This is a genomic window from Pleionea sediminis (assembly GCF_007570825.1).
Taxonomy (GTDB): domain Bacteria; phylum Pseudomonadota; class Gammaproteobacteria; order Enterobacterales; family Kangiellaceae; genus Pleionea; species Pleionea sediminis.
The window spans coordinates 121808-135494 of sequence record NZ_SUNB01000004.1 but is presented as its reverse complement, the minus strand read 5'-3'; the positions used below and the strand labels follow the sequence as shown (position 1 = coordinate 135494).

The 13687-nt window shown below is 38.9% G+C and carries 17 protein-coding genes; 1 reads left to right on the top strand and 16 read right to left on the bottom strand.

Annotated elements, in window-relative coordinates:
• Window positions 1-159: 159 nt before the first annotated feature.
• Entirely contained in the window at window positions 160-537 is a 378-nt protein-coding gene (locus FAX86_RS16075; protein WP_144394492.1) for a rhodanese-like domain-containing protein, read from the top strand.
• Window positions 538-547: 10 nt separating this feature from the next.
• On the opposite strand, the gene FAX86_RS16070 is transcribed toward FAX86_RS16075, so the two are convergent.
• From FAX86_RS16070 to FAX86_RS15995, 16 genes are all read right to left on the bottom strand, one after another.
• Entirely contained in the window at window positions 548-1585 is a 1038-nt protein-coding gene (locus tag FAX86_RS16070; protein ID WP_144394491.1) for a protein-glutamate methylesterase/protein-glutamine glutaminase, read from the bottom strand.
• Window positions 1585-2214 carry a chemoreceptor glutamine deamidase CheD gene (gene cheD, locus FAX86_RS16065; RefSeq protein ID WP_144394490.1) on the bottom strand — a complete coding sequence of 210 codons (630 nt, stop codon included), beginning with the start codon at window positions 2212-2214 and terminating at the stop codon, window positions 1585-1587. Before cheD ends, FAX86_RS16070 begins: the two co-directional genes overlap by 1 nt.
• 13 nt (window positions 2215-2227) lie before the next feature.
• Window positions 2228-3046 (bottom strand): CheR family methyltransferase, encoded by an 819-nt coding sequence (locus tag FAX86_RS16060; protein ID WP_144394489.1) that lies wholly within the window; start codon window positions 3044-3046, stop codon window positions 2228-2230.
• A gap of 18 nt (window positions 3047-3064) precedes the next feature.
• A complete protein-coding gene (locus FAX86_RS22660) occupies window positions 3065-5224 on the bottom strand; it encodes a methyl-accepting chemotaxis protein (protein ID WP_144394488.1) in 2160 nt (719 codons plus the stop codon).
• Window positions 5225-5247: 23 nt separating this feature from the next.
• Window positions 5248-5721 (bottom strand): chemotaxis protein CheW, encoded by a 474-nt coding sequence (locus FAX86_RS16050; RefSeq protein WP_205859227.1) that lies wholly within the window; start codon window positions 5719-5721, stop codon window positions 5248-5250.
• 8 nt (window positions 5722-5729) lie between these two features.
• Window positions 5730-6266, bottom strand: a complete 537-nt coding sequence (locus FAX86_RS16045; protein WP_144394486.1) for a chemotaxis protein CheW — start codon at window positions 6264-6266, stop codon at window positions 5730-5732.
• A complete protein-coding gene (locus FAX86_RS16040) occupies window positions 6263-8416 on the bottom strand; it encodes a chemotaxis protein CheA (protein WP_144394485.1) in 2154 nt (717 codons plus the stop codon). The genes FAX86_RS16045 and FAX86_RS16040 overlap by 4 nt, the downstream gene beginning before the upstream one ends.
• 24 nt (window positions 8417-8440) lie before the next feature.
• Window positions 8441-8803, bottom strand: a complete 363-nt coding sequence (locus FAX86_RS16035) for a response regulator (RefSeq protein WP_144394484.1) — start codon at window positions 8801-8803, stop codon at window positions 8441-8443.
• Window positions 8804-8816: 13 nt separating this feature from the next.
• Complete coding sequence (locus tag FAX86_RS16030; RefSeq protein WP_144394483.1) at window positions 8817-9101, bottom strand: STAS domain-containing protein; 285 nt, start codon at window positions 9099-9101, stop codon at window positions 8817-8819.
• 292 nt (window positions 9102-9393) lie between these two features.
• A complete protein-coding gene (locus FAX86_RS16025; protein ID WP_144394482.1) occupies window positions 9394-10077 on the bottom strand; it encodes a sigma-70 family RNA polymerase sigma factor in 684 nt (227 codons plus the stop codon).
• Window positions 10078-10080: 3 nt separating this feature from the next.
• Complete coding sequence (gene fliP, locus FAX86_RS16020) at window positions 10081-10707, bottom strand: flagellar type III secretion system pore protein FliP (protein WP_164503621.1); 627 nt, start codon at window positions 10705-10707, stop codon at window positions 10081-10083.
• Entirely contained in the window at window positions 10700-11038 is a 339-nt protein-coding gene (locus FAX86_RS16015; protein WP_144394481.1) for a hypothetical protein, read from the bottom strand. Before FAX86_RS16015 ends, fliP begins: the two co-directional genes overlap by 8 nt.
• A gap of 4 nt (window positions 11039-11042) precedes the next feature.
• Window positions 11043-11345 (bottom strand): FliM/FliN family flagellar motor switch protein, encoded by a 303-nt coding sequence (locus FAX86_RS16010; RefSeq protein ID WP_144394480.1) that lies wholly within the window; start codon window positions 11343-11345, stop codon window positions 11043-11045.
• 9 nt (window positions 11346-11354) lie between these two features.
• Window positions 11355-12077 (bottom strand): hypothetical protein, encoded by a 723-nt coding sequence (locus FAX86_RS16005; RefSeq protein ID WP_144394479.1) that lies wholly within the window; start codon window positions 12075-12077, stop codon window positions 11355-11357.
• A 2-nt stretch (window positions 12078-12079) separates the two neighbouring features.
• Entirely contained in the window at window positions 12080-13258 is a 1179-nt protein-coding gene (gene flgF, locus FAX86_RS16000; protein ID WP_144394478.1) for a flagellar basal-body rod protein FlgF, read from the bottom strand.
• A gap of 8 nt (window positions 13259-13266) precedes the next feature.
• Window positions 13267-13686, bottom strand: coding sequence for a flagellar hook assembly protein FlgD (locus FAX86_RS15995; protein WP_144394477.1), 420 nt, complete (start codon window positions 13684-13686; stop codon window positions 13267-13269).
• Window position 13687 lies beyond the last annotated feature (1 nt).

Sequence of the window (13687 nt, the reverse complement as noted above, 5' to 3'; positions counted from 1 at the left end):
CTCTATGCTACATTAGACATTTCTAATTTAAATAAATTTTATATTAGAAAGTGCTAAAATACAAGACAATTTGTAGAATTATATCTCTCTATTAACGTATAATTAATTTAACATTTTAGTTTAAACAACCCTTGTAACCTATTGATTATTGGTGAAAATATGAAAACAGCTCAAGATCTTGTTAAGCAGGCAAAGTCAAAAGTTAAAGAAATTAATATGAACGAGCTCAATGAACGCGGACTGGAAAATAAACTGGTTATCGATGTTCGAGAACCTGGGGAATACGCCCAAGGACACATACCAGGTGCGATCAATATTCCACGTGGTGTACTCGAATTTCAAATATCTGGGCACCCTGCCGTTCAGGAAAAATTCCCAAATGGTTTAAACGAAGAAACTATATATTTGTATTGCCAGTCTGGAGGACGCTCTGCTCTCGCTGCTCAATCATTAGGAGAAATGGGATTTCAGCATTGCATTTCCGTTGATGGGGGATACGTTAGTTGGTTCAAAGCTGGATTACCGACAGAAAGTTAATAAAATTGTTTTAGTCGCTTGATATAAAGCGCACGATTGCTTGCGGAATTTTTTGTAAGGGTAATACTTTGGTAGCGGCATCCATTTTTACTGCCGCTCCCGGCATACCCCAAACAACACTGGATGCTTCATCTTGCGCGAGAGTAATACCACCTGCTAATTTTATATTTTTTAAACCAGCAGCTCCATCAGCTCCCATTCCTGTCAGTATGATTCCCAAGGTTTTTTTCCCAGTCGCTTTTACCACAGAATCGAAAAGCACGTCGACACTGGGTCGATGACGATTAACCAGTTCAGTTTTCTCTATCGAACCAAAAAGTTTCCCCTGCCGTTTAGTTACCAGCAAGTGGTCGTCACCTGGCGCTATGTATACGTGGCTCTGCTTAAGCTCTTGAGTAGACCTTACTTCCAAAACAGTTAACTCTGTTAGGGAGTCGAGTCGCTTTGCGTAAGACGTAGAAAAAACATCAGGAATATGTTGAGCGATTACAATGGGCGGTAGTCCCGTCGGTAACGCACTAACAACGTTTTTAATTGCCTCTGTTCCACCAGTAGAAGCGCCTATCGCAATTAACTCAAATTGTTGACTCTGTTGTTTAATCGCGGCTGTAGGTTTATTGGGAATAGTCAATGCAGCTGAAGAGATATTGGAGTGAGCTGCGGCTTTAACTTTTTCTATAATCTCCTGACTGTACTCCGTTAGTGTTTCTTTGATCTGTGTCGATGGTTTACAGACAAAATCGAAAGCGCCTAACTCTAATGCTCTTAAAGTTACATCAGCCCCTTTTTGAGTTAAGGTAGAAATCATAACCACAGGCATGGGCCTTAATCGCATTAAATTGGATAAAAATGTTAAACCATCCATGCGAGGCATCTCGACATCAAGCGTAATGACATCAGGATGTGTTTTTTTTATTTTTTCTCGAGCTTCATAAGGATCACTCGCAGTTCCCACAATATTAATGCTTTTATCTTGCGATAATATTTCGGATAATAACAATCGAATTAAGGCAGAATCATCGACAATAAGAACTCTGATTTTTTTCATTAATCAAATAGCTCCACATCACCTTGATTAGAGGTTTTTTCTATATTGTGTAGGTAAGTTGTTTCACGTTCGACAATCGTATCGTTATGAAGATTTTTTAATCGCTTGATACGAACCATTCCAGAAATAGGGTCGTAAACAACTTTACGTGGGCTTGTGCCTCCCAAGTCTTTAGCCAAAACTTTCAAAGCTTCTGATTTTACGTACTGCTGAATAAACTCGATATTTTTCTGACCAATATCTGACATCTGTCGAATGATACGAGATCCACCAAACAATTTAACTTCGAGAAAACGACGTTCACCACCATTTCTAATGATATTGTTTATTAAAAACTCCATAGCAAAATTACCGTAGCGAGCCGTTTGACTGGTAACGCTTATCGGTGTTTTTGCAATATCTGGAGTAATAGGTAACATAAAATGGTTCATCCCACCAATAAGATTCACTTTATCTCTAATACAAGCAGACACACAGGAACCAAGAACCGTTACAATTAACTCTTCATTACGCGTCACATAGTATTCTCCAGGCTTTATTTTTGCGGAAAACTTTTGATTAACTTTATCAAAGTAACGATTTATATTTTCAAATCCTGGCAAAACCTCTGGGACATCTTGTGTGTTCATGCTTCTCATTCAGTTACCGCTTTTGAAATATGGTTCGTCCAATGGGTTGAAAGTTTTTCAACTGGCTTCCAATAGATTCTGAGTGTCCTAAAATCAAATAACCATTTTGATGCAGATTTTGCCGAAACTTTTCAATTAGCTTTTGCTGAGTTGGGCGATCAAAGTAAATTAATACATTGCGACAAAAGATCACATCAAACTTACCTTTCATTGGCCAGTTACTATTCATTAGATTTAATTTTTTATAAAAAATATCTTTTCTAAATTGACTTTTAACTTGATATCGACCTGAGCCCACTGAAGAAAACAGCTTACTAATGATTGATTTATCCAATTTCTGTATTCGTTCTTCGCCATAAATTCCCTGTCGCGCAGTATTGAGAACCGCTGTATCTAAGTCGGTCGCTAATATTTTAAAGTCCCAACTTTCGTATTTTTTCCGAAAAAGCCTCATTGACCATGCGATACTGTAGGGCTCTTCGCCAGTACTGCAGCCAGCACTCCAAATCCTCACCCGCTTGTCATTCGAGTGCGTTTTTACAACTGAATCGATCACTGTGCTGCTCAAAAAATCAAAGTGATGGCTTTCTCTGAAAAAATAGGTGAGGTTAGTTGTTATTGCATTAATGAACTGAATATTTTCTTCAGGATCATCCTGCATAAAGGCCAGATAATCACTGACCTTTTTAATCCCGGTCGATCTTAATCGACGCGCCAAACGACCATACACCATTTCGTACTTGTGTTCGCCGAGATTGATACCCGCCGTTTGACCGACAATTTTGCGCACTTGTTGAAAGTCGTTACGAGTAAAGGAAAACTCCTTAGTCATTACTACAGACCTATGAAGTTAAAACTCTTCCCATTCATCATCATCGTCGAGAATAGGCTTTGCGGGTCGTTTTGCTGCACTTCCTCGCTTCATGGGAGATTTAATGGGTCGACTTGTAACTTCCTCACTGCCAGTATTAAAGAATGACATCCGTTCCAGCAGATTTGCAGCCAACTCTTCTAGAGACTCTGCTGATGCAGCAGCCTGCTCAACAAGGGCCGCGTTTTGCTGCGTCATTTCATCCATTTGTGTCACAGCTTCATTAACTTGCATTATCCCTGAAGCTTGCTCCTGCGATGCATTATCGATACTACTTGTGATACTGGACACGTTAGAGACAGCTTCGATAATGGATGCCAGAGTCTTACCTGATTGATCAACTAATCGAGAACCATCAGCAACCTTGGTCACACTATCTTTGATTAACTCTTTAATTTCTTTAGCGGCGCCAGCGCTTCGTTGCGCCAGATTTCTGACCTCAGAAGCAACGACCGCAAAACCTCGACCTTGGTCACCGGCTCGAGCCGCCTCAACAGATGCATTTAAGGCCAATAAATTTGTTTGGAAAGCAATCTCATCAATAACACCAATGATGTCGGATATTTTTTTCGAAGCAGCTTCAATCTCCGTCATAGCATTAACCGTTTGACCAACAACCTCACCTCCCTCTTCTGCTAAATTCTTTGCAGTGATAGATAGCTGATTCGCTTCTTTTGACGATTCAGCGTTTTTCTGCACTGTTGTCGTTAGCTCTTCCATACTTGAAGCTGTTTCTTCAAGACTTGATGCTTGCTCTTCGGTTCTTTGACTTAAGTCAGCATTTCCTTGAGAAATTTCTTTTGCTGAGCTAGAAATGTTTCCAGAAGCTTCAACAATCGATGACACCATAGTTTGCAAATTATCCAATGTTTGATTCATCGCTTCTTTCAACTCGATAAAATCTTCATCGACATTCTCACTAATCGTATTCGTTAGGTCACCTTCCGATAAAGACTTTAAGGATTCTTTTATTAATTCAACGGCTCTTTTTCTAGGCGTCACATCGCTAGCGTACTTGACTACTTTAAATGCAGTTCCATGCATATCCAAAATAGGATTATAAGATGCTTGTATCCACACCTCTTTACCACCTTTGCCTATACGTTTATATTCACCAGTTGCGTATTGTCCTCGATTGAGTTGCTCCCAAAACATTTTGTATTCATGGCTAGTTCTATACTCATCTTCAACAAACATACTGTGATGACGACCTTTTATTTCATCGAGCGAGTACCCCATGGCATTTAAGAAGTTATCGTTAGCCTCTATTATCGTACCATCCATATTGAACTCGATAACAGCTGTCGATTTTCCCATTGCATCAATTTGACCTTTGAAATTTGCAAAATCGGGATCCGACATTAAATCTTCCCACTGGACACAACTACCTAATCGATTGCCATGTTTATCATTTAGCGCAAAGGCGGTTAGTTTAAACTCTATTCCGGCCACATTAATTTTAGAGCTAAAAGGAAGCCTTGAAGTATCTGACAAAATCCCTCTTTGATGCGCTGGATTTTTATGAAACACATCGATACTTCGACCAATCAAATTATCTACGCTGAATCCTGGAAACACAGACTGCAAGGCATGTTCTCGAACTTTTAACATTTTGATAAGAGATGGGTTCATATAAGTAATATTGAAGTCATTATCAGCCATCATTATATTCACCGTCGCATTATCGACCGTAGAGGTTAGCCGACCAATCGCGATCTGGTTCTTCTTCTCTTCAGTAATATCTTCCCACTGAACGGCATTGCCGATATGAGCACCTTGTCCATCTCTTAATGCAAATGCAGTTAATCGGAAACTTAATCCTGCGACAGTAATTTCACTCTGATAGGGCAATCGATCGGGATTGGATAATATCGAGCGTTGATGTGAAGGATTTTTATGATAAGAGTCAAAATTACTACCAACGATACGACTGACATCAAACGAGGGTAGAGCTTGTTGAATGGTTTTTTCATGTTCTCGCAGCATTTCTTCAACCGAAGCGTTACAATATAAAATATTACCATCGAGATCAGCGATCATTAATTTAACCGTTGTTAAATCAACTAAAGCAGCTTTCATATCATCGATGTAATTGCCTTTGTCTTTTTGTGCTGTATTTCCAAATAAACTTGCTAACATTGATGTCTCCTGGAATATTTTAATTAAGCTACTGCGAGTTGTTGGAGTTCTCGAATATCAAAAACTTTATCCATATTAATGACTGCAACCATGCTTTCATTTACGACAGCAATCGCATCCAAATACTGGACATCGACTGCACCGATAAACTCTGGACAAGGTTTTAATTCATTCGGCTCGATGGTATAAACTTCAGAAACGGCATCAACGACCACACCGATAACTTGTTGCTTACTGCTTGTTTGGACTCGCAAGTAAATAACTACCGTTGTTGCCGTATACTCTTGCTGTTGCACACCAAATCTGAGCCTTAAATCAACGATAGGTATAACATTGCCTCTCAGGTTTACAACACCTTTAACATAACTGGGTGAGTTAGGAATCGGTTTAGTCTTTTCCCAACCTCTTATTTCTTGAACCGTAAGTATATTCACGCAATACTCTTCTTCTTCGATGAGGAATGATAAATATTGATGATTATCTAATGACTTGATCATAGCGACCTTCATAAGCTCTGGTAGTATTCTTGTACAGGATTTAAATCGAGTAACTTTTCAACATCCAACACTACGGTTACCAACTCATTGGTATCGCATAAACCGCGTATGAAAGCAGTGTTAATGTTTTGCATGGTTTCTGGAGGAGGTTTAATATCATCATCAGAGCAATTAAAAACGTCCGATACAGAATCGACAACAATCCCTATAGTTTTTTGATTTGACTTTTGCATAACATTGAGAATTATAACGACAGTTTCTTTATTGTACTCTTGGGGTTCTAACCCCAATTTAATTCGAAGGTCGATTACCGGAATAATGTTGCCTCGTATATTGATAACTCCTTTTATATATTCCAAAGAATTCGGTAATATTGTAGGCGTCGACCAACCTCGAATTTCAGAAACCGATAAAATATCGACGCAATAATATTCTTGATCGAGCTCAAAACTTAAAAACTGATTATCCGAATCAGACTGTGTATGGAAAACATCGTCTGTTTCTGTCAAATCTTCAGTCTCGAGGGGTTGTAACTGTTGACTCATGCGGCCTTCACACCTCTTTTAGATTTTGCTCTGGTACTTCGACTTACCATTCCTGAGACATCTAAGATTAATGCGACTTTTCCATCACCTAGAATAGTTGCGCCAGAAATTCCCTCTATAGCGACGAAGTTCGACTCAAGACTTTTAATAACGACTTGCTGCTGTGATAGTAACTCATCTACCATCAAGCCAATTTTTGTTCCTCCGCCTTCAACGACGACGACGGTTGAGGTCTGATCATTCTGGGAATCAGCTTTAATGTTGAAACTCTCATACAATCGAACTAGAGGAATATGCTCATCTCTTAATTTAAAAACTTCCATATTACCAGCAACGCTAACAAGATCTTTGGTTTTCAACTGCATCGATTCAATAATGGAGGTCAACGGAACAATGTAAATCTGATCACCAACTCGAACTAATTGGCCATCGAGAATCGCTAATGTTAATGGCAACCGTATGATGAATGAACTTCCTACACCATACTCTGATTCAATATCAACTGTTCCGCCCAATGAAATGATATTTTTCTTAACAACATCCATACCCACACCACGCCCTGATACATCAGAAATCACATCAGCCGTAGAAAAACCGGGCTCAAATATTAAGTGATTAATCTGATCTTTACTGAGCTCAGCATCTTGATGGATAATGCCTCTTTGTAGTGCTTTTTCCCTGATTCGTTCAGTATTGATACCCGCGCCATCATCTTCGATTCTTATAACAATATTCCCGCCTTCGTGATAAGCATCTAAAGTAACGGTCCCGAATTCAGGTTTGCCAACAGCAACTCTTTTCTCAGGCATTTCAATGCCATGATCCGCAGAATTTCGAACCAAGTGAACCAGCGGGTCGCCGATTTGCTCCATGACTGTTTTGTCGAGTTCAGTTGACTCGCCTTTTATGACGAGTTCAATTTTTTTATTTAAACGACCACTTAAATCTCGCATCATTCTAGGAAAGCGACTAAATACAAAACTAATTGGCAACATTCGAATCTGCATAACACTTTCTTGCAACTCTCTCGTATTTTGCTCCAGTTGACTCAAACCTTCTTTTAATCGATCGATCATAGACTCATTAAATGTTTCACCCATCTGACCGAGCATTGACTGAGTAATAACTAATTCACCCACTTGATTAATGAGATTATCAACTTTATTAATACTGACTCGAATTGAACTGGCAGCTGAATTTACCGGCTTACCCGGTTTATCATTTTGCCCATCCTCAGTTTTAACAATAGTTGTAGAGGTTGATTTTATTTGGGCAGTATCTGATTTTACTGCTATGGATTCATCATCCTTAAAGGGTCTGCTATCTTCAAATTTGTCTAATGAAGGCTTCGTCATTTGTTGAATAGTAGGTGTGGGTGCCTCATCTTTGGAGGACGAAACAGACTGAGAGATTTGTTCAATCGACAGAGTACATTCATCAAGTACCCATTCAAAGATTTCTTCAATTATCTCCTTCGAGCTTTCTGTTTGAAGCATTAAGTCCCAACTAAGAAAACAAGCGTCCTCTTCAAGTTCAAGAATACCGGGCACTTTTTCTACTTTAGCTTTAACCGATAACTCTCCTAACGTTTCCAATTCACGAAACATACGAATCGGCTCATTACCCGTGCGCAATATTTGTGGCTCAGGTACAAATTTAATGGACCAACAATTCAATTCGCTGTCTCGACTTAACTCACTACTGGATGAATCAATAGTAGACTGTTCTGAGTTGTCACTCTGAATTTGCACGTCATTGCCGCTTTGCTCTGTCATTGCTTGTAATTGTTTGGCTATATCTTGGTAGAGATTATCGTCGATAGGCTCTTCGTTCTGCAGCAGGTTAAACATCGATCTTAAGCAGTCAACCGACTTCAACAGGAGATCAACCGCTTGTGCCGTCACGGGACGATCACCATTCCTCATTTCATCCAGTAACGTTTCCAATATATGAGTGAATGAAGCAACTTCGTCAAACTTGAATGTAGCGCTCCCTCCTTTGATGGAATGTGCAGCACGAAATATGGTATTGATTGATTCCGAGTCGACACTCTCTGGGTCGAGCTCTAACAATGACTGTTCCATAACATCGAGGCCTTCCATACTTTCTTCAAAGAAAACCTGATGAAATTGGCTAATATCGATACTCATAATTCATTCCATCATTTATTGCTATTAACCCATTACACGCTTAACGGTTGTCAGAAGTTGATCAGGATTAAAAGGCTTTACGATCCATCCTGTTGCTCCAGCCTGCTTGCCTTCCGACTTTTTATCGCCCGTTGATTCAGTCGTTAACATTAATATTGGTGTAAATTTGTAATCAGGCAACTGGCGTAGGTTTTTGACGAGCGTAATTCCATCCATGTTCGGCATATTGACATCGGAAATAACAACATCGTACTTGCAAGACTTTGCAGCCTGAAGAGCTTCTTGACCATCCGAAGCTTCATCCACATCGAAACCTGCACTTTTAAGAGTAAAAGTAACCATCTGTCTCATAGAGCTCGAGTCATCTACGGCTAAAATCTTAGTCATTAATTATCTCCAATCAGTCTTGTAACTTTAACTCTTCAGATAAGCCCAATAATGCAACACTCGTAAGGAAAGCTTCGCTTGGGTTTTGCCAATGAATATTAATTTTTCTCTTGTCTGACTCTTTTAAAAAAGCATAGAGGAGTTGGAGCCCGGCAGAGTCGACTTTCTCTACTTTGCTGACGTTTAGAGTGCAGTACTCGGGTTCTTTATCGAGAGCTTTAATTAAACGATCTTTTAAACCCTCAACGTGCTGAATGTTTAGTTGCTCACCACAACTGACCGACGTTTTTGTTCCCATTCTTGAAGTCAAAGTCCCAAAGTATTTTTTTATATATCTTTTATATAGCAGAAAATTGGCTAAAGTCAGGTTTAGATAGGATATTTTGAAAATTAAGCAAGAAAAGTCACAGGTATCTTTATCCAAATATTTCAGTGGGTTATGCCTGTCAGGCTGACAATATCTCCAACTATTGAGGATATTCTCAATTCTCTTAATGAGATTTGCTTAGAATAATAGATTTTGAGAGAAAGTTAGAAATTTCTAAACACAGTATTTATATGGAAAAATACTCGATTAAAGAAAAGCTGTATTAAAAGGAAGTATATTCGGGAATGACGACTGAAAAATATTGCTCGAGCTTTTGTAAGCCTGATTTGGCCAACTGAGAGACCCGACTTTTTGTCATACCTAAATTGTCAGCAATCGAGTTATAGGCTAAGCCGTAAAAGTAAATGAGTTCAATCACTGATCGCTCATTGTTGGTCAGTTTATTCAAGCCACGCTCTAAGGCAAGTTGAAGTTCCTCCGCCTCTTTTGCCCACTCCACACGTGGATTAGCCTGCTTAATTTGATTGAAATAATCGTAGTACAAGATATTTTGAGTGTGGGCAATGACGACCTTGATGATTGAGTTAAATAAGTCATTTTCTTTGCCCTTTATCATCTCAGATTTCGATTGCTTGATGACTGAGCGGAGCATGGCTTGTTCTTCGGAGTAAGCTTGGAGTTTGTTAATAATCTCACCCTTAATTCTTATTCGCGCATACATCTTAAATTGACTTGAGCGATGAATATCGAATTTATTGATGGCATCAATTATGGCAACTCGGGCGATCTGTAAAACATCATCAAGTTCAACATTTGATAACCCTAGGGCAAAAAATAGATTCTTCGCTTCTTGATCGACCCATTCTTTATAAAACTGATACAACAAAGTCATATTTTCATTTGTTGGTGCTTCTTCGAACTGAATCCAGAGTTGTTCCTCTACCATGATCTAAAAACGCACACTACTAATTAGAGACTGAACAACCAGGTTCCATCCATCGATTAATACAAATAACATAATTTTAATGGGTAATGAGATTGTGACCGGCGGTAACATAATCATACCAAGTGACATAAGAACACTCGAAACAACTAAATCAACCAACAAAAACGGTAAAAAGATCATAAAACCGATTTTAAATGCTGTTCTCAATTCGCTTAAGAGAAACGCGGGAATAATTTGAGTAAACTCCACTTCTTCAACGGTCTTTGGCATTTGCGAATCAGACAACTTTACAAAGAGCGCAAGATCTTCCTCTTTCGTTTGTGTGACCATAAACTTGGTTAAGGTAAGAGAACCCTTTTGAAAAGCATCTTCGGCAGACAGTTCTTTCGCAATGTAAGGCGTTATCGTTTCGGAATAAAGCTCATTTAACGGATCTTTCATAACGAAAATACTGAGAAAAACAGAAAGCGTGATAATAACCAAATTCGGAGGCGTTTGCTGCAATCCAAGAGCGAACCGAAGCATTGAAAAAACAATAACGAACCGAGTAAATGTTGTTGCTGCTACAACCAAAAGCGGTATAAACGATAAGCTTGTAACAAGAATAAGTATCTGCATTGGATCAGACATTGTCTTTATCCTCATTCGTAGCGCTATCTACAACCTCAATTTCCTTTTGATTAACAGCATTTTTAAACTTCATTTCAAATGAGGTTTTAGAGTCTGAATATATAAAGGTTTCTTTCCCTTCGACAGTTACTTTAATCACCTTTGCATCATGAAGCTGACTAACAGTTTGCATATCATATCGTTCATCTTTCTTATTATTTGCAATAAATCTCTGAAGAAGCTCTTTATTAGCAAACTTCAAATAAATAAATATCGCAAGCAAAAGCCCAACAACGATAAACCAAGTTGCCCCAAATGCAGGCTCTGTAGCTCGAAGGTCTAATTCTTCCATTTGATTACTCAGATGCACTCTGTAATATTTTTATACCAATATGTTCGCCATCAGTAACCAACTCTCCAACTGCGAATATTTTTCCGTTGTAAACTAACTTCACCGGCTCACTAACTTTTGTATCCAACTTTAAAACATTACCGATTTTGAGGTCTTTGAGCTCTGAGACTTTAATGTTTTTTGCTCCGATTAATACATCAATTGATACTTCCAAGTCATTAAGAATCTCATCGGTTAAATCAGCGGCATTATCCAAGCTTTTCTCAAAATCGTTTTCAGAAACTTCTTTTAATTCAATTTTATCCATACTTATCACCTACTTTAATACGACAGATTTTTTCTCACCCATACGAGCAAGGTATCCGTCAGCAATAACGTGTTCGCCTATCATCAATGCGAACCGATCAGTTAACTTAGCATTTGTCCAAACTACGTCATCTTTTTTTAAGTTTGACAGGCTCGATGCTTTAACAAACACATTTTTAATGTTACATGCGACTGTTCTTGAATTATCAAGCCCCATATCAGCTGGTAGTTTATTTAATGACTCGACAAAACTCGAATGCTCATAACTAAACCGTTGACCCCATAATCCCAATACAAACTCTTGATTGAATAATAGAGTCGTCATTTGAATATCTTTGAGCAATTCGCAAGTAGAGTCATCCACAGATAATAGTTCAATACTTTCATTCACGTTTCCGTCATAAAAACATGAGCTAACCAACTGACTCAAAACTCTTTTAACAAACTCATCTTGGTCAGGCTCTGATAAAACCACTTCGTCACCCAAAGCCACATGAAGCAGTTGATCTACGTTGATACTGCCAACGACACAGTCGCCACACTTAATTAAGTGCAAGTTACTTTGGATATTTTCTAGTGAGGTTAAGCTTAGAGAATCAGTATTAATATATTCTGATACATCTTTGCGGAACCAATTAGCCGCCCATTCAATTAAATAACTCTTTGAATCCAGAGCACTCGATTCAATAGAGCACTTTTTGAATGCCAAATAATTTACGAAAGGTTTAGACACACCTAACCTCTCGTATTGTCATACAATTGTTCGACCAATTGATTAGCGATATTCATCGCTCTGGAACTTGCTTGATAACCTCGCTGAATGATTATCATCTCAGCAAATTCTCTGACTAAATCTACGTTTGAACTTTCTAGGCTCTCGCCTGCGATTGTACCAAATGCTCCATCATCAGCATGGCCATATTCGACATCAATATTTGAAGGTGCCTTATATAAGCTGCCTTCAGAATATATTAAGGACGATTCATTATTAAAGGTAGCAAGAGCTATTCGGTAAGGCGTTTCGGTATCACCATTTGAATAAAGTAAGTTCATTTCACCTTTATCATTAAAACTAAGCGCTACTAAGCCTTCGACGCCGCGTCCATCTTCGATGTTAGCATTAATACTGGAAGTTGTGGTCGTTGTACTAAGTGAAGTTGTTGCTGCTAAAGTCCCTTCTTCACCAAAATATAAGGTTAGATCCAATGGGGTATTCGCTGTTCCATTATTTAAGCCGGGAATGGTAATATCGAATTGATTGAAGGATGCTTGTGGGCTTCCATCATCATTAAAACGTATTTCACCCGTTCCCACCTCAACGTCGTTCTCATCTTTAATTGAAACTAACCAACTGCCAGGCGTATTCGCAGTATTGTTAGTGAAATCGAACGTTAACTCTAATTCTTCACCTAAAGAATTGAATACGGTGACAGTTGCTTCACCAGTCTGACTCGCACGTGATAAATCACCGCTGAAGTTAACTTGCGTTGTTACTTCTGGCATTAATTGGCGCATACCATCGATGTTTATATCAGTAAGATTGCCAAACTCATCCAAAGCCGCCACTCGATAACCTGTAGCTCGATCAACTAGAAATCCATCGTCGTCAAAATTAAAATTACCCGCTCGAGTAAAAAACACTTCGCCTTCGTTACGTAAAATGAAGTATCCATTACCTTGAACGGCTAAGTCCGTTGCATTACCTGTTTCACTAATTTCACCTGCCGTAGTGTTGACAAAGTCTCCACCAGCTCTAACACCGGCAAAGCTATTGCCGCTGTTCAGAGCGCTGTAGAAAGTATCTGAACCGCGATAACCCAGTGTGTTCATATTTGCGATATTATTACTCACAGAATCAAGACCGTGAGAAAAAGTAATCATGCCAGAGAGGCCATTGAAAAATGATTGTAACATAGTCACTCCTAGTTATTATTTATCTTCACGATCTGTGAAAACTTGATATCTCGAACAATACTGCCATCACTTAACGTTGTTCCTTCAACTCGAAGGCCGCTTTGAGTAAAGTTCACAGCTGTAACTTGCATTGATAATAAACCCGACGGCGTTTGAACTTCGACGGTTTTGTCTAACAACGACGCACCTTGAGATGCATTATTAATATATGCGATGCTCTCAAGTACTTCTCCATTTTCTGCCATTTGTGCAATACTGGAAAACTGAGCTAACTGGGCTAAGAATTCACTGTTATCCATTGGCTCTAAAGGATCCTGGAAAGACAATTGTGCCAAGAAGAGCTCGATAAATTCTTCTTGTGAAATAGAGGATGTTTGTTGTTGATTCCCAGTCGTAGAATTGGGGCGACCTATTGCTTCGATTTCCATA